Consider the following 21,990-nt stretch of genomic DNA (forward strand, 5'->3'; position numbering starts at 1 on the left):
CATAAAGGGCGCTTGTGAACGCGTTCACATTCACAAGCAATTATCACCCATGGCTTGTTTCGGTTCTTGACTGGGGGTGCGTGACTACGGTCACGCATCAAGAAGGCGTGCGGGCCCCCTTCCCGCACGCCTCAACAAGTTGTTGAATTCGGCGCCATGGACATCCGCATCCGTCTGTCATGGCAGGCCGGGCAGCTGACCGCCACCCTCGACGAGACCCCGTCCGCCACGGCTCTCGCCGCCGCCCTGCCCCTGGTCGCCACCGCCCGTACCTGGGGCGAAGAGGTCTACTTCGACCACCCATATCCAAGGGGACGGAGTCCCGCCTGGCCTCCCCCTGCAACGTACTCGGCCGCCTCGACGGCGACCCGCGCGCTGGACACGGTGCGGGACGGCGATCCCCTGCGTGTCGAACACGCGTGATCGCGACCGATCAGGTCACAGCTCCTTGCGGAACCGCTCGGCCGCCTGGAGGAACATGTCCATCGCCGCCGTCTCGCCGATCGTCACGCGCACACCTTCGCCCGGGAAGGGCCGTACGACCACGCCCGCCTTCTCGCACGCCGCAGCGAAGTCGAGCGTACGGTCGCCCAGCCGCAGCCAGACGAAGTTCGCGTGCGTCTCGGGAACCGTCCACCCCTGCGCGGTCAGCGCCTCGCAGACCCGGGCCCGCTCCGCGACCAGTGCGTCGACCCGCTCCATCAGCGCGCCCTCGCTGCGCAGCGACGCGATCGCCGCCTCCTGCGCGAGCTGGCTCACGCCGAACGGCACGGCCGTCTTGCGCAGCGCCGCCGCCACCGGCTCGTGGGCCACCGCGAAGCCGATCCGCAGGCCGGCGAGCCCGTACGCCTTGGAGAAGGTCCGCAGCACGCAGACGTTGGGGCGGTCCCGGTACAGATCCAGGCCGTTCGGCACGTCCGCGTCGCGGATGAACTCCTGGTACGCCTCGTCCAGGACGATCAGGATGTCGCTCGGCACCCGGTCGAGGAACGCCTCCAGCTCCGCCCGGCGCACGACGGTGCCGGTGGGGTTGTTGGGGTTGCAGACGAAGATCAGCCGGGTGCGGTCGGTTATCGCCGCGTACATGGCGTCCAGGTCGTGCACCTCACCGGAGGTCAGCGGGACCTGCACGGAGGTGGCTCCGGCGACCTGGGTGACGATCGGGTACGCCTCGAAGGACCGCCACGCGAAGATCACTTCGTCGCCGGGCCCGGCCGTCGACTGCACCAGCTGCTGGGCCACGCCCACCGAGCCGGTGCCCGTCGCCAGGTGCTCGACGGGCACCGAGAAGTGCTCCGACAGCTCCGCCATCAGGCTCGTACAGGCCATGTCCGGGTAACGGTTGAAGGCCCCGGCGGCGGCCACCGCGCTCTCCAGGACGCCGGGCAGCGGCGGATAGGGGTTCTCGTTCGAGGACAGCTTGTACGTGACGGGACCGCCCGTCGCCGCCGGCTTGCCGGGCTTGTAGGTGGGGATGCCGTCCAGCGCAGCGCGCAGCTTCGGGCTCTTCTCGCTCACCGCAGGTTCCTCCTCGACCGTGCCGTCCGTCGCCAATACTGCACACCTTATGAGGATTGAGCCGCCAGGCGTAGGCCCTGTCCGATACGGAGGGGGAGATACCGGGCGTGAGGGGCGGCGGGCCGGTGACGCGGGCCGGTCCCCGGGCGGGTCGAGCGGTGGCACGAGCCGGCCGCCTCCATGATCCCGTACCGGACCCGCCGGAAGATCGTCCCGCCCTCCGGCCCGGCCTTCCGGGTCCTTGGGGAGCGCTCCTCCCTGCGTTACGCGCCGGTGGCTCGCGCCGTGGCGCGCATCCCTCGTGAAGGTGACTTGAGACCTCTTCGAGACCTGGACCAATCGGCAGGGGACTCCCGACGACGCACAACCAGGAACTGGCAGATCAGGCCAAACCCCTTCGTTTCCCAGGGCATTCGGGCCACAACGCCGTGCAGAAACGTGCCTTTCCACTCCTGTACGCACCGTCCCGCGAAAGGACCGCCCGAGCCCTACTATCGGCTCGCCATGACAGCAGCAGGGAAGCACCAGGTGAGCCGGTCTACCGGTCGCCGGCTGGGGCGGGCAGGCATCCGGGACGTGGCCGCCGCAGCCGGGGTATCCATCACGACTGTCTCCGACGCGCTCAACGGCAAGGGCCGGCTTCCGGATGCCACCCGTCGCCACGTCCGCGAGGTGGCCGACCGGTTGGGCTACCGCCCTTCCGCCGCCGCCCGCACGCTCCGTACCGGCAAGTCAGGGCTCATCGGCCTGACCGTCACCACGTACGGGGATGAACCTTTCACCTTCACCGAATTCGCGTACTTCGCGGAAATGGCCAGAGCCGCCACCTCGGCGGCGCTCGCCCGCGGCTACGCACTCGTCATCCTGCCCGCGACCTCCCGCCACGACGTCTGGTCGAACGTCGCCCTGGACGGCACCGTCGTCATCGATCCGGCCGACGGCGATCCCGTCGTCACGGAACTCGTCCGGCACGGCATCCCCGTCGTATCCGACGGCCGCCCTGGCGGCACCCTCCCCGTGATGGGCTGGGTGGACAACGACCACGAGGCGGCCGTCCTGGGCCTCCTCGACCACCTCGCCGACGCCGGCGCCCGCCGGATCGGCCTGCTCACCGGCACCACCACCGACACCTACACCCGGCTCTCCACCACCGCGTACCTGCGCTGGTGCGAGCGGGTCGGGCAGGACCCGGTGTACGAGTCCTACCCCGCCCACGACCCGTGCGCGGGCGCGGTGGCCGCCGACCGGCTGCTGGCCCGCCCGGACCGCCCGGACGCGGTGTACGGCCTCTTCGACCCGAACGGCACCGACCTGCTCGCGGCGGCCAGACGCTACGGGCTGCGCGTCCCCGAGGACCTGCTGCTGGTCTGCTGCAGCGAGTCCACGGTCTACGCGACGACCGAGCCGCCGATCACCACGCTCTCCCTCAAACCGCGCCGGATCGGCACCGCCGTCGTCCAGCTCCTCATCGACGCCATCGAAGGGCTGGACAGCGGACGGCCGGTCGAGCAGGTGATACCGACGGACCTGATCGTGCGGACCTCGTCCCAGCGCAGGTCCACACGTACGACCGTCAGCCCGCCACGGGGGCCCTCCGGGGCTTGACCGTCACACGTTCGAGCGGCCGTGCGGACGCGATCACCGTGTCCGTACGGCCGGAGGTCTGTGTGCCGTGGGCAGAACCGTGCCCACCGATGACCGGTCCGGTTCCCGGCCAATGATCACCACCCCGACGCACCGGCGTACCGCCACCTGCCACGCCCCTTCGACGTACGGAAGCGGCGCGCCCACCTCGCGCCACCCCACGCGCCCCCACCCCGCCCCACGCGCCGCTCAGGCGCGCTGCCCGGCCACTTCGCCGTGTCGTACCACCGGCCGGACACTCCGCCGACCGGGATAAAATCAGCAGGAACCCGGAGGAATCGGCAGCGAACACCGGGTGCCGAGCGATTGACCACCCCCGGGTGCGTCACAAGCCGCGAGCGGCATTCCTATGATGGGCGCACGACACCACGGACCGCCGTCGACCAGGCAAGGTCCGCGAGGTGCACGGCGGCGCGACGGTGGAGGGGTCGATGACTCAGGGGGCCAGTGTGGGACCCATGGTGCGGACCATGCCGGCACAACCTCCGGCTCCGGCACAACCACCTGCTCCGCCGGTCCCCCCGGCGCCCGCGGTCCCCCCTCCCCCGGGGATGCCGCCGGCCGCGCTGGGCACGCCCGAAGCGCCGCACGGCATGCCGCCCGAGTACACGCCCACCGAGCGCTCCCTCCCGGTGATCGGCGCCGGCGCCCCGGCCGGGCACGGCCAGGCGACGGGCCGTACGGACCTGCCGCCCGTCACCCGTACGGACACCCTCATCGACCGCCCGACCGTCGACCTGGCGGCCGTCCCCGAGTCGGCCGCACCGGCCGAGCAGCACAAGGAGGGCGGCGGCCCCCTGTACGTCGTCGGTGACGTGCACGGCTACTACGACGAGCTGCGCGAGGCGCTCGCCGCCGAAGGACTCATCGACGCCGACGGCCAGTGGGCCGCGGGCAACGCCCGCCTGTGGTTCCTCGGCGACTTCACCGACCGCGGCCCCGACGGCATCGGCGTCATCGACCTCGTCATGCAGCTGTCCGCGGAGGCCGCGGCGGCCGGCGGCTACTGCAAGGCCCTGATGGGCAACCACGAGCTGCTGCTGCTGGGCGCCAAGCGGTTCGGCGACACCCCGGTGCAGTCCGGCGCCGGCACCGCGTCCTTCCAGGCCGCCTGGCTCCTCAACGGAGGCCAGAAGAGCGACATGGACCGCCTTCAGGACCACCACCTGCAGTGGATGGCCCGCCTGGACGCCGTGATGGAGGAGGACGGGCACCTGCTCGTGCACTCCGACACCACCGCGTACCTGGAGTACGGCAACTCCATCGAGGACGTCAACGACACCGTCCACGACGTCCTCACGCGCAGCGACGCCGACGAGGTCTGGGACCTGTTCCGCAAGTTCACCAAGCGGTTCGCCTTCCGGGACGAGGAAGCGGGCCCGATGGCCGTACGCGAACTCCTCGACACCTACGGCGGCGAGCGCGTCGTGCACGGCCACAGCCCGATCCCGTACCTCCTCGGCGAGGTCGGCGGCGAGGACGACGAAGGTGAGGGCGTCGCCGTCGAAGGACCGCACGTCTACGCCGACGGACTGGCCATCGCCATGGACGGCGGGGTCACCATGGCCGGAAAACTACTGGTCGTACAACTTCCCCTGACTGGCTGACCGTTATCCGGGCAGGGGTAGCGGCAGGTAGGGAAGTGGCGCAGCGGGGTCCGAGCTAGGCAGGAGCGGTCCCTATTTCCGCAAACACCCTGTCACCCCGTGCCGGAGGCGCTCTACCATCGGTCTATCCGTAGCAGGCTCTCCTCCGTTTCCGCCCACTGCCCGGCCCACGCCGGCCTGTACGGCCCTACGGAGCATCGGGGGATGCACATGAACAGCGCTCCGCACCTGCTGAGCGAGGATCGCGCGGAATTCGCGCGGCTCCTCGACGAGGCGCTGCGCACCGCGGAATACCGGCCGGAAATGGTCTCCGCGGCGGGCAAGCACCTCAACACCGAGCAGTTGCGCACCATGGCGCTCAGCGCCACGTCCGCCATCGCCGCATGCGCGACGGCCGAATACCGACACTACGTACGGCTCCGCGACGAGCTGCGCGCTCCGGAACCCGCACCGGACGCCGGCGGCGTGGAAGGCCGCGAGGAGAAAGGCACAACGGCGGGCTCCACGGGGATGGACCTCGCCACCTCCGTCGGTGAGGCGGCGGAATCCGCCGGTGCCGGGCTGGCCGCGATGCTCGCGGTCCTCGCGCCGGTACTGGCGGGGATCGCCGCCCTGCTCTTCCTGATCATCGGGTACGTCCTGCGGACGATCGGGACCGACCCGGCCGCCGCCCAGCCGATGATCAGCGTGGGCTGGGTCTTCGCGGCGCTCACCGCCGCTGGCGCCCTGATCGCCATGGCGAGCCTGGTGCACGCGGCCTGGCGCAACGGCTCGACCTCCCTGCGCGCACCACGCGGGGACGGCCGGGGCGGCCGCGCCAGGGAGGTGGACGCCGCCCGGGACGCCTGGCGGCAGGCCCTCCTGGAGCGCGGCATACTGCCGTTCCTGCGCGAGGCCCTGGCCGACCCGGCGACCGTCAACGGCCGTGACACGGCCCCGTACGTACCGCGCCGCGGCGTCGACGGCGGCGGCCGCATCCCGACCCTGGGGTACTCACGCCCCGACTTCACCAGCCCGGACGGCGGCCCACCCGCCAGTCCCCGACCCCGCTTCACCAGCCCGGACCTCACCAGCCCCGACTACGGGGGACCGGATCACCATCCTGAATAGCGCCCACTGATCAGCCCGCGGGGGCCCGGCCTGGTGCCAGGCCCCCGTGGTGTGTGGCTGCCCGCCCCGATGGGGTGAAATGCGGTTTATCGGGGTGGGGTTGGGGGTGGGGGGACTTACGTTCGGGGTGGAGGTGATTCGTGATGAGCGAATACGACACACCGGCGTGCCCTGAGTCCCGGCAGGACGCCATGGACGTCAGCGACTTCGTGTACGCGGCGACAGGAGCGCGCGTACGAAGGATCACGCTGCCCAATGGGGAGCACTGGTTTCCCGCAGCGGATATCTGCCGGGAACTGGGCTACACGACCACCCGAAAGGCCCTTCTGGATCACGTTCCGGAGGGGCGACGAGAGTTGCTCGAAACAGTGACTGGGAGCCATGGTCTCGGCATTCCCGCAGGTCGGGAGTGGCGGAGAGACTTGCAAATGGTAGATCTTCAAGGCTTGATCCTGTTGGTGAACGGCTGCACCAAGCCCTCGAGCCTCCCGTACAAAAAGTGGGCGTCCGAGGTCATCGTCACGATCCAGCGAGAGGGCTCGTACAGCCTGCGGAAAGCCGGGATCCCCTTGCCAGGCCCCGGCGCCCCGATGGCCTACGCCATGCCCACGGAGGTCGCCGACACCATCGTCCGCCTGGAGGAGCGCAACCTCCGCGTGGACGAGGAGTACGCCGACCTGCGGCGCCAGGAGATGCGGTTGTTCGGCCGGATCGCCGACTCGCTGGAGCGCATCGCGGACAAGCTCGATGCGGGCGCTCAAACGCCGGGCGAGCAGCCGACCTTGACAGCCGACGAACTGCTAGCCGACTGGAAGGAGCGCCAGTTGGTCGTCACCGGGGACATCTGGGCCGTAGCGGCCTATCTGGCCCCCGCGCTCGTCAACTCGGCGGTCGCGAGCTACCCGTTGCGGGTGATCGCCCAGCGGACCGGCCTCACAGAGCACCGCGTGCACGACTCGCTGCGGATGCTACTCAAACGGGGATGCTTCCGACAGGTCGGGGTGGGGACCGACGGAGCGCCGATGTACACGTTGCGCCGCTGACCGGCCACAGGCCCGTCCGTCGTCGCACGACGGCCAGGCTTCCGGACTCACGCCAACCTGTGGACAACCGTGGGGCAGCTCCGACAGTCTCGCGTGATCCGTCTATGAGCCAGATGTCTCACGCAAGTTCGCAGGTCATCCCCTGTGGACAACGGGCATGAGACTTTCGCGGGGCCCCGCCCCATCTCCGCTCGCCCCCAAGTACCCTCACCCCCATGCCCGCCCAAAACTCCCTCACCACAACCCGCGACGCCTACGACGCCGCCGCCACCACCTACGCGCAGCTGTTCCGCGACTCGCTGCGTGAAAGCCCCCTGGATCGCGCGGCCTTGGGTGTCTTCGCCGAGGCCGTGAGCGCGAGCGGGGGCGGGCAGGTCGCGGACCTGGGGTGTGGGCCCGGCCATATCACTGCTTATCTGGGCGAGCTGGGGCTGTCGGCGTTCGGCGTCGATGCTTCTCCCGCGATGATCGAGCTGGCTCGGCAGAGCTATGCCGACCTGCGGTTCGATGTGGGATCGATGGCCGCGTTGGACATCGCCGACGGCGCGCTGGGCGGCGTACTGTCGCGTTGGTCCATCATTCACACCCCGCCGCAAGAAGTGCCCGCCATTCTGGCGGAGTTCCACCGTGTGCTGGCGCCCGGCGGCCACCTCCTGATCGGCTTCTCGGCGAGCGAGGATGCCTCGTGTCCGACGCAGGTCTTCGATCACGCGGTCGCGCCGGCCTACCGGTGGTGGCCCGATCACCTCTCCGGGCTGCTACGCACGGCCGGGTTGGCGGAGGTGGCCCGGATGGTGCGCGAGCCCCAGCCGACCGACCGGCGGCAGTTCCGGGAGGTTCACCTGCTCGCCCGTAAAGGCTAGTCAGCGCCTCCGTGGATATGGGAGGCCCCGGGTACGCGAGGCCTCCCGTCCGTCACTCAGTCCGCCAGCGGCAGGTACACCCTGTTCCCGCTCGCCGCGAACTCCTTGGACTTCTCCAGCATCCCCGCCTCGACCTCCTCCGGGGACGCGCCGTCCTCGCCGCCGAACTGCTCCGTGATGCTCCTGCTGATCTTCATGGAGCAGAACTTCGGGCCGCACATGGAGCAGAAGTGGGCGGTCTTCGCCGGCTCCGCGGGCAGCGTCTCGTCGTGGAAGGCGCGGGCCGTGTCCGGGTCGAGGGCCAGGTTGAACTGGTCCTCCCACCGGAACTCGAAGCGCGCGTCGGACAGGGCGTCGTCCCATTCCTGGGCGCCCGGGTGCCCCTTGGCCAGGTCCGCCGCGTGGGCCGCGATCTTGTACGTGATGACGCCGGTCTTCACGTCGTCCCGGTCCGGCAGGCCCAGGTGCTCCTTGGGCGTGACGTAACACAGCATCGCCGTGCCCCACCACGCGATCATCGCCGCGCCGATGCCCGAGGTGATGTGGTCGTAGGCGGGCGCGATGTCGGTGGTCAGCGGACCCAGCGTGTAGAACGGGGCCTCCTCGCAGATCTCCTGCTGGAGGTCGACGTTCTCCTTGATCTTGTGCATCGGGACGTGCCCCGGGCCCTCGATCATCGTCTGTACGCCGTGCCGCTTGGCGATCGAGTTCAGCTCGCCGAGCGTGTGCAGCTCCGCGAACTGCGCTTCGTCGTTGGCGTCCGCGATGGAGCCGGGGCGCAGGCCGTCGCCGAGGGAGTAGGTGACGTCGTAGGAGGCGAGGATGTCGCAGAGTTCCTCGAAGTGGGTGTAGAGGAACGACTCCTTGTGGTGCGCCAGGCACCACGCCGCCATGATCGAGCCGCCGCGCGAGACGATGCCGGTCTTGCGGCGGGCCGTCAGAGGCACGTAGCGCAGCAGGACGCCCGCGTGGACGGTCATGTAGTCCACGCCCTGCTCGGCCTGTTCAATGACCGTGTCCTTGTAGATCTCCCAGGTCAGCTCCTCGGCCTTGCCGTCCACCTTCTCCAGTGCCTGGTAGAGGGGGACGGTGCCGATGGGGACGGGGGAGTTGCGCAGCACCCACTCACGGGTGGTGTGGATGTTGCGGCCGGTGGACAGGTCCATGACCGTGTCGGCGCCCCAGCGGGTCGCCCAGGTCATCTTCTCCACCTCCTCCTCGATCGAGGAGGTGACGGCGGAATTGCCGATGTTCGCGTTGACCTTCACCAGGAAGTTCTTGCCGATGATCATCGGCTCGATCTCCGGGTGGTTGACGTTGGCGGGCAGCACGGCCCGGCCGGCCGCGATCTCGTCCCGTACGAACTCGGGGGAGACGTTCTCGCGGATCGCGACGTACTCCATCTCCGCCGTGATCTCGCCGCGCCGCGCGTACGCGAGCTGGGTGACCGCGGCGCCGCCCCGGCCCCGGCGCGGCTGCCGGGGCCGGCCGGGGAAGACCGCGTCGAGGTTCTTCAGGCCGCCGCGCGGCGAGGTGTGCTTGAGGCCGTCGTCCTCGGGGCGGGGCGGCCGGCCCGCGTACTCCTCGGTGTCTCCTCGGCTGATGATCCAGTTCTCCCGCAGCGGCGCCAGGCCGCGGCGGACGTCCGTTTCGATGTGGGGGTCGGTGTACGGCCCGGACGTGTCGTAGAGCGTCACGTCCTTGCCGTTGGTGAGGTGCACACGGCGGACCGGGACCCGCAGGTCGGGCCGCGATCCACTGAGGTAGCCCTTGTGCCAGCCGATCTCCTTGGCGGAGCCCTGGCCGTTTTCGGGCGTGCGTGCATCCTGCAGAGTCATGAAGACCCACTCCCTACGCCGGCATTACCCGGTAACAGGTTCGGCGGTCGACGCAGCGGTTCCCGTGTCGGCGTCCCGGCGTCGGCCGGCCGTCCCGTACGGAGTTCAGCGCCCTCTCAGCCCGGTGCTCCGAGCTCCCGCGATTGCAAAGGTGCCACCACGGTAGCGGCCGGTGTGGCGCGGTGAACAGGGGGCCCTGCCGGTTCTTGCGATGATCGGGCGGTGACCAGCAACGAGCCCTCGCACTCCGCGCACCACCACGATCCGGGTCAGGCGCACGGGCACGGTGCCGATCCGCGGCACACCGTGCCGGGTGACGGCCGTGGGACCGGCGCTGCCGGGGACGGCGTTCACGGCGCCGCTCCAGCCGCGCCCGGGGACGGCGCCCACGCCCACCGGCATGCCTCCGGCCATGGGCACAGCCACGCCCACGGCCATGCCCCGGCCGCCCCCGTCTCCCGTCATCTGCGCAAGGTCATCGCCGCCGTGCTGATCCCCTTCGCCGTCGCGGTCCTGGCCGGGCTGGTCGTGCTGTGGCCGGGCGGGGCGCCCGGCCACAAGCCGTCCGGTGTCGGTTTCGACCAGCCGACCGAGAAGGCGAAGGTGGTGAAGGTGGAGGAGGTGAACTGCGCGGACGTACACGCCCAGCAGCAACAGCAACCTTCGCAGCAGCAACCGCCCTCGTCCGCGGGCCCCCAGCGGCCCCAGCACTGCGAGCGGGCGGTCATCGAGGTGACGACCGGCAAGGACACCGGCCGGCGGTTCGAGTCGATCGTGACGCCGGACGCCACCCGCCACTACAAGGCCGGTCAGGGAGTCGTGGTCGCGTATGCGCCCAAGGCGCCCAAAGACCTGCAGTATTCGGTCACGGATGTGGATCGGACCGTACCGATGTGGGTACTTGCCGCCATCTTCGCGGCAGCCGTGGTCGTCGTCGGACGGTTGCGCGGTGTGCTCGCGCTCGTCGCGCTGGTCGTGAGCTTCGCGGTCCTGACGCTGTTCATCCTCCCCGCCATCCTCCAGGGCTCGAATCCCCTGCTGGTCGCCGTGGTCGGAGGCAGCGCGATCATGCTCGTCGCCCTCTACATGTGCCACGGGCTGACGGCCCGTACGTCCGTCGCCGTCCTGGGCACGCTCGTCTCCCTGCTGCTCATCGGCCTGCTCGGCTCGCTCTTCATCGGGTGGGCGCTGCTGACCGGCAACACCGACGACCAGACCGGGCTGGTGCACGGCCTGTACCCGGACATCGAGATCCGCGGCCTGCTGCTGGCGGGCATCATCATCGGTTCGCTGGGCGTGCTGGACGATGTGACCGTCACGCAGACCGCCGCGGTGTGGGAGCTGAAGGAGGCGGACCCGTCGGCGGGCTGGCGCAAGCTGTACTCGTCGGCGATGCGGATCGGGCGTGATCACATCGCGTCCGTCGTGAACACACTCGTACTCGCCTACGCGGGCGCCGCACTGCCGCTGCTTTTGCTGTTCTCGATCGCACAGAGCAGTGTCGGTACGGTCGCCACGAGCGAAGTGGTCGCCGAGGAGATCGTACGGACGCTGGTGGGCAGCATCGGGCTGGTCGCGTCCGTACCGCTGACCACGCTGCTGGCCGCGCTGGTCGTCTCGGCGGACCGGGACGCCGTGGGAGCCGTCACGTCCGGCGCGGGGCGGGGTTCCGGCCTTACGGGGGCGGGCGAGGGCGTCGGGGGCACGGGTACGGGGCGGAGCGGCACGGGCCGGCGGTCCGTACGCGGTGGGCACGGCAAGCGGCGGCGCGCACGCTGAACCGGCCGGGCGGGCAGCCGGCAACGGCCCACGGGCGAACGGAGCCGGGCGGCCGACGACGGCCCGCCGACGCGCTGAGCCGGCCGGCCCGCCGACCGCCGTTCACCCCGCCTTCTGCGCCTCCGAAAGAATGCGGTCCAACGTCGAGTCGAGCGTGTCGCACACCTCTTCCTCCCCGATCGGCACCAGTCGGTCCGTACGGTCGAGGAAGGCGACCAGCGGTGGGGCACCGGCGCGGAACAGCGCGCGTTCATCGCCCACCTGGAGGCCGATGAAGACGTCGCTGAGGTGCTCGGAGGAGGCGGGCCCGATGCGCACATCGCCTTCCCCGGACGGCTTGCTGAGCCCGTCGAGCAGCAGCTCCCGGCTGAACGCCCAGGTCACGGGCGCATCGCCGGGGAGGTCGAAGGTGAAGCTGACCGCATAGGGGTCCGCGGAATCGAAGAACAGCTCCACCGGAATACGGAAAGCGAGCTCCTCGGACACGAGGAAGCTCATGATCACTTCTGCCTGAACTGTGTCGGTCATCAACCTCTGCCCCGTACTTGGTCGGAGATGGCCAGGAATCGTCCCTCTTGGCCCCATTGACGCCATCGTCGGTCACGTGCAAGCGGATCACAAGGAGTGATTTTTCAGATACTGATAGAGAAGGCGAGTGTCGTCAGTGTCGCCTCCGCCATTCTGCGTAGTCGATCGGTAACGCAGTGTAGCCGCTGGGCGTCCCTCGCGGGAAGGGAAATCGCCATGGTCGCGGCCGCCGAACCGACCTGGATGGGAATCGCCGAGCATACTGTGCCCAAGGCATATTCCTGTTGTTCATAGGCGACTTGGGCGCGGCGCACACTGTCCAGCCGGTGCAGCAGGTCGTCCTCGGAGCGCACCGAGTACGGCGTCAACGGCTGCACCGGATACCGCGCCAAGTGGTCCTTCCTGGCCTGCTCGTCGAGCTGCGCCAGCAGACACTGGCCGATCGCGTGCGCGTGAGCCGTCGTACGAAAGTCCGCCCACTCCTCCACCGGCGGCCGCCGCCGATCGTCGGTGGCGGCCACCACCTCCACCTCGCCTTCCCGGTAGACGGCGAAGTAGACCGCGGCGTCGAGCCGTTTGCCCGCGACCGCCAGCGTGTCCGCGATCTCGGCACGGCGATGGCACTCGGCGCCCGCCCGCCCGATGGTGCCGGCGGCCTCGCCGTAGACGAACACCCCGTTCTCGCGCCGCAGGTAGCCCTCGTGCGTCAGGGTCCGCAGCAGGTGGTACGTGGTGGGAAGCGGTAACCCCGCCTCTCTGGCCAGCTGTTTGGCGGGCGCACCGGCGGGGTGCGCGCCCACCGCCTCCAGTAGGCGCAGCGCCCGCTGGACCGAGCCGATCAATGTCGGGTGCGAGACGGATTCGCCGTTCACCATTGCCAACGCCAACCCCCCTGATCGGGACGCCGGGGCGCGGGTCGGCCCCGACGGCGGGAGCCGCTCCCGCTTCGGCCGCGTCTCCCAGGGGCCCCGTCGTCGACGCCCGGTCCAGCCGTGCCTCACACGTTATTTTCCGGAACGTCACCATCCGGAAGACGCCTGCGAACGGCACTCTAGCTTGGCCGCCGGGGGCAGCAGGGCGATTGGTAGGCGAGATTGCCCAGGCCGCGGAGGCCAGGCATGGGGCGGGTGTAACAGGGCAGGATGCCCCGTACCGGAGCGGGCCGCGCCCGGAAAGGGAAACGCCCCGCTCCCAGGAGGGGCGGGGCGTACAGCTTGGGGCGGTGGGGGAGAGCGGACGTACCGCCCGGTGCGGCAACGGAGACGGGCCCGCCCGCAGGAAGCGGGGCCACGCCCCGCCCGGCGGACTCAGACCCGGGCCCGGCCCCCGGCGTACCGCCCGGTCGTTCCGGCGGCCTCCGTCACCACTCGCTCCGCGAGGAGGACGACGAGGAGCCGGTCAGCCTGCGCACCAGGTAGACGACACCGGCGATCAGCGCCACCGCGATGAGGACCTTGAAGAGCAGGCCGATCAGGAACCCGACCGCGCTGGCGATCAGGCTGCCGAACACCACCAGCAGGACGACGGGCACCACGACCCAGGTCACCCACCACGGAAGTCCTGCGAACGTCCCCTTGCCGGCCATTGCTCTGCCCTGCTTTCTGCGTCGTCTGCGCGTGTGTCGCTGTGCCGATGTGATGCCTTGATCACGCGGTCCGCGGTCCGTGGACCTGTTCAACGTCCCGCATCCGTAGTGCGTGCCCGTTGCCGCGGGCGAGGGGCCCGAAGCTCTGTTCCCCCCTGCACCATCGATGCTAGGGCGGGGCACGGCGGAACGGACGCCGCGCGTCCCCGGCCCTCCCCTGAACCGTCCCCTACGGGTCCCCGGGGGCCCGCCTCAGCTTTCGGGCGGAGAAAAGACCACCATGACCCGCAGGTCCTCGCTGATGTGATGGAACTTGTGCGGCACCCCGGCGGGCACATAGACCACGCTGCCGCGCGCCACCGAGGTCGTCTCCATGCCGACCGTGATCGCCGCCCGCCCGCTGACCACCAGGTACACCTCGTCCTGGTGGTGCGGCTGCTGCGGATCGACGCTGCCCGCGTCGAGTGCGTAGAGCCCGACCGACATGTTCCGTTCCCGCAGGAACTGCAGATACGCGCCGTCGTTCGCGGCCCGCTCCGCCTCCAGTTCGTCGAGCCTGAAAGCCTTCATGCCCTTGGCACCCCTCGAAGAGTCCGTCTCGTCTGCGACGATCTCACCATGAAGAATTTCGTGGTCAAGACGATCGCCAATGCCGCGGCGCTTGCCGTGGCCATCTGGCTGTTGAAGGACATCACGCTCACCGGGGAGAACACCGGTCGCAAGGCGCTGACGCTGGTCCTGGTCGCGCTGATCTTCGGTGTGGTGAACTTCGTCGTCAAACCCGTGGTGAAGCTGCTGTCCTTCCCCCTCTTCATCCTCACCCTCGGCCTGATCACGCTCGTGATCAACGCGCTGATGCTGCTGCTCACATCGTGGCTGGCGGACAAGTTCCACCTCGCCTTCCATGTGGAGGGCTTCTGGACCGCCGTACTGGGCGGCGTGATCATTTCGATCGTCTCCTGGGCGCTGCACGTGGTGCTGCCCGACGACCAGGACTGACCCCGGTACGGATACGGCGATCACGAAACGACAGGACCGACACGTGCACTCCCCGATAACCGGCCCGGCTTCGACATCGGCATCGACGCCGTCGCGGAAGCCGTCGCCGTCAGCGGTACGGGACGCTTCGGCCCGCCTTCAAGCGGCCGCCACCTCCCCGTACCGGGTCTGCTTCGTCTGCACCGGCAACATCTGCCGCTCCCCGATGGCCGAGGCCGTCTTCCGCGCGCGCGTCGAGGAGGCCGGTCTCGACGGGCTGGTCGAGGTGGACAGCGTCGGCACCGGCGGCTGGCACGAGGGGGACGGCGCCGACCCGCGCACCGTCGCCGTCCTGCGTGCCGCCGGTTACGAGGAGGACCACAGCGCCCGTCAGTTCCAGGCCGACTGGTTCGGCCGGCTCGACCTCGTCATCGCGCTGGACGACGGGCACCTGCGCGCGCTGCGCCGGCTGGCGCCCACCGCCCAGGACGCCGCCAAGGTGCGGCTGCTGCGCTCGTACGATCCGGCTGTGATCTCCGACGGCCCGGCCCCGCACTCCCACGATCTGGACGTGCCCGACCCGTATTACGGCGGTATGGCAGGGTTCGAGGAATGCCTGGAGATGGTCGAGGCCGCGAGCGAGGGACTGCTGCCGGCGGTACGGGACGCGCTCGCCGCGCGGGGACAGATCACCGGGGAAGTGCCGCGGGGCGCGACGGCTCCTGTAGGCGCCCCGGTTGCCGTCGCGGGCGTCCCGGTAGCCGTGGAGGACGCGCCGTAAGGCCGCGGCTCCGGCTCCGTCAGGCCCGTATTCACAAGGAGACACGCGCATGACAGGTGACAGCACACGGGCCGTACGGGCCGGACTCCCGGCGGCCGAGGCCTACGAACCGTCCCTCCCCGGCCCGGTCTTCGCCGCGCACTACCACCTGCCCGGCGACGCCACCGGTCCGTACACCTACGGCCGCGACTCCAACCCCACCTGGACCCGGCTGGAGGCGGCCATCGGCGAACTGGAGTCCCCGGACGCGGACGCGCACACCGTGTCCTTCGCCTCCGGCATGGCCGCCGTCTCCGCCGTCCTCTTCTCCTGCCTGCGCAACGGCGACGCCGTCGTGCTCCCCGACGACGGCTACCAGCTGCTGCCCGCCGTACGCGCGCGCTTGGAGAGCTACGGCATCGAGGTCCGTACGGCGCCCACCGCGGGCGACGCGCAGCTCGGCGTACTCGACGGTGCCCGGCTGCTGTGGATCGAGACACCCTCCAACCCCGGCCTGGACGTCTGCGACATCCGGCGGCTGGCCGAGGCCGCGCACGCGCGCGGCGCCCTGGTCGCCGTCGACAACACCCTGGCCACCCCGCTCGGCCAGCGCCCCCTGGAACTCGGCGCCGACTTCTCGGTGGCCAGCGGCACCAAGGCGCTGACCGGACACGGCGACGTGCTCCTCGGGTACGTCACCACCCGCGACCCGGCGCTCGCCGACTCCGTACGGATGTGGCGCAAAACCGTCGGTGCGATCCCCGGCCCCATGGAGGCGTGGCTGACCCACCGTTCGCTCGCCACGCTCGCCCTGCGGGTGCGCCAGCAGTCCGCAGGGGCGCTCGCGCTCGCCACGGCACTGCGCGAACGCCCCGAGGTCACGGGCCTGCGCCACCCCGGGCTGCCGTCCGACCCCGCCCACGAGCAGGCCGTACGGCAGATGCGCGCGGACCGCTTCGGCTCCGTGGTCTCCTTCACGCTGCCCGACCGCGCCCACGCGGAACGCTTCCTGGCGGCACTGACCCTCGTGGACGACGCGACCAGCTTCGGCGGCGTACGGTCCACCGCTGAGCGGCGCGGACGGTGGGGCGGCGACGCGGTGCCGGAAGGTTTCATCCGCTTCTCGGTCGGCGTGGAGGAGCCAGCTGACCTGATTGCGGATGTGATGGGGGCGCTGGATGCGGCTTCGGGTGCGGGAAGCAGCTGACACGGCCCTCGGGGAACCGAGTCCAGGGGCTCAGGCCGTACGGCCGGTCCTCGCCCTTCCCGGTCCGTACCAACGCCGCTACGTAAAGCGGGCTGGCAGGGTATCCCCCCTCGGCACCCTGCCAGCCCCGGTTCTCGGCACTACGAACCGCGCAGACAAGGCTAGTTGACTCAGCGTCAGTGTCCAATCACGCTGACGACACAGTCCTATCGACAAATTTATAGTTGGGCGGGCCCCGGGGGTGCCGGAGCGGAAGGGGGTACGCGTGGACCTTGCCTTATTACGCACGTTCGTCACGGTGCACCGAGCGGGCTCCTTCACCCGGGCCGCCGCCCTGCTGGGCCTCTCCCAGCCCGCCGTGACCAGCCAGATACGCAGCCTGGAGCGGCAGTTGGGCCGCCCGCTCTTCCTCCGCAAGGCCCGTGGCGTCACCCCCACCACCGTCGGCGACGAACTCGCCCACAAGGTGGCGCCCCACTTGGACGCGCTCACCGAGATCACCGAAGCCGGGCTCGACGAGGAGTCCGCCATCCGTACGCTGCACCTCGCCGGGCCGCCGGAATTCACCTCCCAGCGCGCGCTACCGGCCCTCACCCCGCTCATAGACCAAGGGCTTTGCGTACGCACCGCCTTCGGCTCCGCGGACGAGCTGCTGTCCGGCCTCGCCGACGGCCACCACGACCTCGCGATCACCACCATCCGGCCCCGCGGCGCCCTGCTCACCGCGACGCCGCTGTGCGACGAGGAGCACGTCCTGATAGCCGCTCCCCGGTGGGCCGCGCGCCTCGGCGGCCCGGCGGCCGTCCAGGCCAAGGGTGTGCGCGCGCTCGACCCCGTACCGCTCGTCGAGGTCCACGAAAGCCTGCCGCTGGTCTCCCGGTACTGGACCGCCGTCTTCGACACCCCGCCCGCGGCCTCCGCCACCGTCATCGCCTCGGACCTACGGGCGGTACTGGCGTGCGTGACGGCCGGCGCCGGCCTGGCGGTACTGCCCCGCTACCTGTGCGCCGACGCGCTCGACAGCGGCGAGATCGTCGCCCTCCTGGATCCCCCCGTACCGCCCCTGCGTACGTACTTTCTGGCCACCCGGGCAGGCACACTGGCGCTGCCGCACATCGCGCGCCCGCATGAGTGGCTGCTGCGGGCGGCGGTGGAGTGGTGAAGGGGGTCGGGCGGCCGAGCTCGGTGCGGGTATTCAGGTCCGGTGCGGGTACTCGGGGTCGGTGCGGGTACGGCTGTGGATGTCACGGGTGCGGGGGCCACTGGCCCCGCTACGGGGATCGATGCCGGTCGGCAGGCCGGAAGCCAGAGCTCGGGTGTCGGGCCGCTCTCCGGCCCTCGGCCGGACCACGTCTCGCCCGCGTCGCGACGGACTGGTGGGACGGTGGTTTCACCGCGCCCCTGCTGCGGCATCTGTCCCGTATGACCGTACGGCCAGTCGTCAAACGCACCGCCCGCGCGATCCTGCTCGACGGTGCGGACATCGTCCTGATCAAGCGAACCAAGCCGGGCCGGGCCCCGTACTGGATCACTCCCGGCGGCGGCGTCGAACCGGAGGACGCCACGGTCGTCGACGCCCTGCACCGCGAACTCCACGAGGAACTGGGCGCCAAGGTCACCGACGTCGTCCCGGTCTTCGTGGACACGGTCGAGCACATCAGTGACGGCGGGGTGGACGGCGTCAAGGTGCAGCATTTCTTCGTCTGCCGGCTGGAATCCATGGACCCCTCCCTGCGGCACGGCCCGGAGGTGGAGGAGCCCTGCGGGCAGTACGAAATCGTGCGCGTACCATTCACGCGCGTGGGCATCGCCTCCGCCGAGGTCGTCCCGCTGTCGCTGCGCCACTACCTCGACGGCAACATCGAGGGCATTCGGGCGATGCATGCGCCTGATCTGGGGTGAGGGGGCGGTTCGGTGATCTGGCGGGGCCGTAGCGGTGCGGCCGGGCCGGTCGTAACGAGCCCGTACGCGTAGTCGTCCCGCCCCGACCTACCCGAACCAACCCCGGAACTCGTCGTCCACGCCGTCTTCCGGCCCCCGGTTCCGCGCCCGTGCGAGCACCCGCTCGACCTCGCGTTCCACTTCCTCCCGGACCTCACGGGACCGCGGGCGAGGGCTGAGCGGAGGGCGACGGGATGCGGTCTCCTGGCGGCTGCAGGGTACTTGACGACTACCGGGTGCCTGTCGGCCGGACGGTGCTTGGCGGCTGCCGGGCTCCCGACGGCTGCCGGGATCGGGGCGCGCCCCCTCACCTCTTGGGGGCAGGTCCTGCCGCGCTTCGATCTCCCTCGGCGCTTGGGGCCCTCGCGTCTCCTCAGGCCCTCTCCGCGCTCCGGACTCCCCCGGCGCTTCGGACTCTCTCGGTGCTTCGGGCTCTCTCGGTGCTTCGGGCTCCCTACGAGAAGCCGCCTCCGCCGCCGCTCCGAAGAAGTCGCCACCTTTGCGCTTGGCGTCATCCGTTCCCCAGGCGCGGGACCCGCTCGACTGCCGGGGCACCTTCTGCAGGTGCGGGATGTGCTTGGCGCAGTGAATGTACGTTTCCTCAACCGCGACCTCGACCCACAGCTGCGCGCGCCGGCCGGGTACCGGATCGATGGGCAGGTACGGGTGCCGCTCCCGCATCTCGTCGTCCATGACCACCCGCGCCCGGCCGTTGACGTGCAGCCCGATGCGGTCACGGGTGAAGTCGATCATCAGGATGCCGAGGTGCGGGTTCTCCGAGATGTTGCCGATCGACGCCATGACGCCGTTGCCGCGGTACTCCGGGTACGCGATCGTGCGCTCGTCCAGGACCTGGACGAACCCGGGCGGCCCGGCCCGGAACGTGGAGTCGCACTCGCCGTGCCGATCGGCCGTCGCCAGGAAGAACATCTCCTGGCGGCCCACGAACTCCCGCATCCGCGGGTTGAGATGGTCCAGCACCTGATCGTCGTAGAAGCGGTCGGCGCGGTCGGTCGTGCCCATCCGCTGCTGCACCAGGTGCTCACCGTCGCTGCCCGGCCGCGCTCCCCGTACGCCCGTGCCGGGCTCCGCGCCCCCACCTGGCCCGACCAGCCCATACGCATCGGACGCCCCAGGCACATCACCAGGCGTACCAGTCCCGCCGGAGCCCCCAGCTACACCAACCTCCCCGGCACCCCCGTCCACACCGACCGCATCAGCCGCCCCAAGCGCCCCCTTCCTCCCCCTGCCTTCGGCCGTCACCCTCGGCACCCTGGCCGCCTGAAGCTCTCCATAGGCCGTCAAGCCGTCTCCACCCTGTGCCGCCAAGCCGTACTCACCATGTGTCGTCAATGCTCAATCTCCCGCCGCGACCAGCTCTTCCACGGAGTCGTGCCGTATGCGGTCGGAGGGAATACCGACCCCCACCAACGCGTCCACGCCGTTTCGGATCATTCCGGGCGGCCCGGACAAGTAGGCGTCATATTCCCACCAAGGCCCGTACTGGCGCACTGCGTCCGGGAGTTGACCACTGAGGCTTCTACGCGGCCCGCCGCCCCGACCGAGGGCCACGACCGTGCGCACGGACAGCCACGGGTGGCTCTGCTCCAGCCGCAGCATCGTGTCCAGGTCGTAGAGGTCGTGGTCGCTGCGGGCGCCGTAGAAGACCTCCATCGGACGCCGGTGACCCCGCTCGGCAACGTCCTCGATCAGGGCTTTGATCGGAGCGATGCCCGTACCGCCGCCGAGGCACAGCAGGCCGTTGTCAGTGGTGTGGTCTACGGTCATGGAACCGGATGGGGGACCGAGCCGGATGACATCGCCGGGGCGGGCGCGATGGACCATGGCGTTGGAAACCCACCCGGCCGGCACGGCTTTCACATGAAAGGAGAGCAGGCCGTCGGAGCGGGGCGCCGCGGCAAAGGAGTAGTGCCGCCACACGCGCGGCCACCAGGGGGTTTCGACACTGGTGTACTGACCGGCGAGGAAGGGGTACGGCTGGTCCGGTCGTACGGTCACGACCGCGATGTCCGGTGTACGCAGCTCGTGCGAGACGACCTCGGCCTGCCACCAGGCGGGGGCCACCAACTCGTCCTCGGCAGCCGCGTCGATCATGATCTGCGAAATCTTGGTGTACGCCCGCACCCAGGCGGCTTCGGCCTCCGGGCCCCAGGTGCTGGAGGCGTAGCGGGCGAGTGCGGTGAGCAGGCACTCACCGACGGCCGGGTAGTGCCCGGGCAGGGTGCCGTACTTCCGGTGCCCGCGACCGAGGTGGGAGAGGTACTCGGTGAGATAGGCCGTGTCGTCGACGTTCTTGACGGAGGTGAGCAACGCCTTGAACAACCGGTCCCGTTGGGTGTCCATCGCGGCGGGAAAGAGCGCCCGCAGATCGGGATGGCGCACGAACAGCAGCGCGTAGAAGTACGAGGTGACCTTGTCCGCCACGGGCCCGATCTCGTCCAGAGTCCGCCGGATGATCACCACGTCGGCCGAGTCCCCGGGGCGCCCCGGCGACGAGGCGGCCGCGCTCACCTGCGCGGGACCCGAGGCGTCGGCGGAGGCTGAAGTGGAGTGGGGAGCGGTGGTGGCGGTGGAGGTGGGCGGGTGGGTAGGGGGAAGGGGGGAAAGAGCCCCAGCCTCGGCCCCGGCCTCACCCCCGCCCCAGACGCCCTCGGCCGCCCGCCCGCGTACGATTTCGTCGCCGAGCCCGGGCATGCCCACGGGCCCGTGCCCAGGTACGCCCTCACCGCCGTGCCCAGGTACGCCCTCGCCCCCGTGCCCGGGTATCTGATCGAGCGCGCCCCCGGGGCCGTGATCACCCGTGTGCTCCGGTGCCCGCTCCCGTTCCGCTGCCGTGCCCACGGGCCTTATCGAGCTGACCGGCCGACCGGACACCCGTGCCCGGTCGTCGTGCTCATCGTGCCCGCCACCGCGTACGGCGTCGCCATGAACGGCGTGACTGACCGCCGCACCGTCGCTCCGCTGCCCGTGCGTGCCCTGCGCATTCCACGCAGTGTGACCGCCGGATTCGTTACCGGCATACGGCACGGCACGCCCTACGGAAGCGTCACGCGCATCGGCGGCATCGCCGCCACCGTTACGGCCATTTCCCTCGTACCGCTCGTCACGGCCACCGTGCCCAGCGTGGCCGCTCTCTTCGCCGTCCCGGCTGTTCCCGCCGTCCCGGTCTTCCGCAGGCCCCTGTTGGTCTTCGGGGGACTTCTTCGACGGAGTGAACCATCCCCAATCGCCACTGCTGCCGCCAGAAGAGCCGTTATCGGCCGACGTGGTGGTCGGAGCGTCCATGGTCTGCCTCGCCTCGAACGTCTAACGATCGCCTTCGCACTTCCGCAGTTCGGAATGCGCCCGGAATTCCCGCGCCCCGTCGGAATTCTCAATCGGTCGGAGCTCTCCCGGCAACACCCTCCAAAGCGGACACATCTCAGTTCCCCCGGCACCGTTTCCGGCACCGTCTCGGCAGCATGCCATCCGGCCGTGGCGCACCGGGCAAACAGCCGGAAACCCGGTCGCTACGCGGCGTGTTGCCACTAGGCTGGCGGGCTTTGCGGCCCGCTGGGGGCGTACGGTC

18 protein-coding genes and 2 pseudogenes are annotated in these 21,990 nt (G+C 70.3%); 12 read left to right on the top strand and 8 right to left on the bottom strand.

The genetic code is table 11. The annotated features are described in order from the left end of the window. Positions 1-156 precede the first annotated feature (156 nt). Positions 157-423, top strand: a pseudogene (locus CP984_RS19255) (cyclophilin-like family protein). A 15-nt stretch (positions 424-438) separates the two neighbouring features. On the opposite strand, the gene hisC reads toward CP984_RS19255, so the two are convergent. Beyond that, entirely contained in the window at positions 439-1,518 is a 1,080-nt protein-coding gene (hisC, locus tag CP984_RS19260) for a histidinol-phosphate transaminase (RefSeq protein WP_003978936.1), read from the bottom strand. Positions 1,519-2,022: 504 nt separating this feature from the next. Between hisC and CP984_RS19265 the strand changes: the two genes are divergently transcribed. From CP984_RS19265 to CP984_RS19285, 5 genes are all read left to right on the top strand, one after another. Continuing rightward, on the top strand, positions 2,023-3,123 hold the full coding sequence (locus CP984_RS19265; protein WP_030178622.1) for a LacI family DNA-binding transcriptional regulator: 1,101 nt from the start codon (positions 2,023-2,025) through the stop codon (positions 3,121-3,123). A gap of 470 nt (positions 3,124-3,593) precedes the next feature. Beyond that, entirely contained in the window at positions 3,594-4,769 is a 1,176-nt protein-coding gene (locus CP984_RS19270; protein ID WP_242934638.1) for a metallophosphoesterase, read from the top strand. Positions 4,770-4,973: 204 nt separating this feature from the next. Beyond that, the gene (locus tag CP984_RS19275) at positions 4,974-5,879 is read left to right on the top strand and encodes a hypothetical protein (protein WP_151416125.1); all 906 of its coding nucleotides are present in this window, start codon (positions 4,974-4,976) and stop codon (positions 5,877-5,879) included. A 143-nt stretch (positions 5,880-6,022) separates the two neighbouring features. Next, a complete protein-coding gene (locus CP984_RS19280) occupies positions 6,023-6,922 on the top strand; it encodes a BRO-N domain-containing protein (RefSeq protein WP_032919977.1) in 900 nt (299 codons plus the stop codon). Positions 6,923-7,137: 215 nt separating this feature from the next. Further along, positions 7,138-7,785, top strand: coding sequence for a class I SAM-dependent methyltransferase (locus CP984_RS19285; RefSeq protein WP_003978931.1), 648 nt, complete (start codon positions 7,138-7,140; stop codon positions 7,783-7,785). A gap of 56 nt (positions 7,786-7,841) precedes the next feature. Here the strand turns inward: CP984_RS19285 and thiC are convergent, their stop codons facing one another. Then, on the bottom strand, positions 7,842-9,623 hold the full coding sequence (thiC, locus tag CP984_RS19290) for a phosphomethylpyrimidine synthase ThiC (RefSeq protein WP_003978930.1): 1,782 nt from the start codon (positions 9,621-9,623) through the stop codon (positions 7,842-7,844). Positions 9,624-9,845: 222 nt separating this feature from the next. Between thiC and CP984_RS19295 the strand changes: the two genes are divergently transcribed. Next, on the top strand, positions 9,846-11,402 hold the full coding sequence (locus tag CP984_RS19295; RefSeq protein ID WP_003978929.1) for a YibE/F family protein: 1,557 nt from the start codon (positions 9,846-9,848) through the stop codon (positions 11,400-11,402). A gap of 102 nt (positions 11,403-11,504) precedes the next feature. Here CP984_RS19295 and CP984_RS19300 read toward each other — a convergent pair whose 3' ends face one another. The 4 genes from CP984_RS19300 to CP984_RS19315 form a co-directional block, all read right to left on the bottom strand. Then, on the bottom strand, positions 11,505-11,930 hold the full coding sequence (locus CP984_RS19300; protein WP_030190715.1) for an SsgA family sporulation/cell division regulator: 426 nt from the start codon (positions 11,928-11,930) through the stop codon (positions 11,505-11,507). A gap of 104 nt (positions 11,931-12,034) precedes the next feature. After that, entirely contained in the window at positions 12,035-12,805 is a 771-nt protein-coding gene (locus CP984_RS19305; RefSeq protein ID WP_003978927.1) for an IclR family transcriptional regulator, read from the bottom strand. 485 nt (positions 12,806-13,290) lie between these two features. Further along, the gene (locus tag CP984_RS19310; RefSeq protein ID WP_003978926.1) at positions 13,291-13,515 is read right to left on the bottom strand and encodes a DUF5326 family protein; all 225 of its coding nucleotides are present in this window, start codon (positions 13,513-13,515) and stop codon (positions 13,291-13,293) included. A gap of 252 nt (positions 13,516-13,767) precedes the next feature. After that, positions 13,768-14,085, bottom strand: coding sequence for a cupin domain-containing protein (locus CP984_RS19315; protein WP_003978925.1), 318 nt, complete (start codon positions 14,083-14,085; stop codon positions 13,768-13,770). Positions 14,086-14,133: 48 nt separating this feature from the next. Here CP984_RS19315 and CP984_RS19320 point away from each other — a divergent pair, with 48 nt between their 5' ends. The 5 genes and pseudogenes from CP984_RS19320 (at position 14,134) to CP984_RS19340 (ending at position 18,362) form a co-directional block, all read left to right on the top strand. Then, a complete protein-coding gene (locus CP984_RS19320) occupies positions 14,134-14,514 on the top strand; it encodes a phage holin family protein (RefSeq protein ID WP_003978924.1) in 381 nt (126 codons plus the stop codon). Positions 14,515-14,671: 157 nt separating this feature from the next. Further along, a pseudogene (locus CP984_RS19325) lies at positions 14,672-15,274 on the top strand (low molecular weight protein-tyrosine-phosphatase); the annotation flags it as partial. 49 nt (positions 15,275-15,323) lie between these two features. Continuing rightward, positions 15,324-16,460 carry a cystathionine gamma-lyase gene (locus CP984_RS19330; RefSeq protein ID WP_003978922.1) on the top strand — a complete coding sequence of 379 codons (1,137 nt, stop codon included), beginning with the start codon at positions 15,324-15,326 and terminating at the stop codon, positions 16,458-16,460. Positions 16,461-16,725: 265 nt separating this feature from the next. Next, complete coding sequence (locus CP984_RS19335; protein ID WP_003978921.1) at positions 16,726-17,622, top strand: LysR family transcriptional regulator; 897 nt, start codon at positions 16,726-16,728, stop codon at positions 17,620-17,622. A 260-nt stretch (positions 17,623-17,882) separates the two neighbouring features. Beyond that, the gene (locus tag CP984_RS19340; protein WP_003978920.1) at positions 17,883-18,362 is read left to right on the top strand and encodes an NUDIX domain-containing protein; all 480 of its coding nucleotides are present in this window, start codon (positions 17,883-17,885) and stop codon (positions 18,360-18,362) included. An 87-nt stretch (positions 18,363-18,449) separates the two neighbouring features. Here CP984_RS19340 and CP984_RS19345 read toward each other — a convergent pair whose 3' ends face one another. Both CP984_RS19345 and CP984_RS19350 read right to left on the bottom strand, forming a co-directional pair. After that, positions 18,450-19,436, bottom strand: coding sequence for a pyridoxamine 5'-phosphate oxidase family protein (locus tag CP984_RS19345; protein WP_003978919.1), 987 nt, complete (start codon positions 19,434-19,436; stop codon positions 18,450-18,452). A gap of 321 nt (positions 19,437-19,757) precedes the next feature. After that, positions 19,758-21,116 carry a globin domain-containing protein gene (locus tag CP984_RS19350; protein WP_317985636.1) on the bottom strand — a complete coding sequence of 453 codons (1,359 nt, stop codon included), beginning with the start codon at positions 21,114-21,116 and terminating at the stop codon, positions 19,758-19,760. Between the last annotated feature and the right edge of the window lie 874 nt (positions 21,117-21,990).

Origin of the sequence: Streptomyces rimosus, assembly GCF_008704655.1 — a bacterium.
Lineage (GTDB): Bacteria > Actinomycetota > Actinomycetes > Streptomycetales > Streptomycetaceae > Streptomyces > Streptomyces rimosus.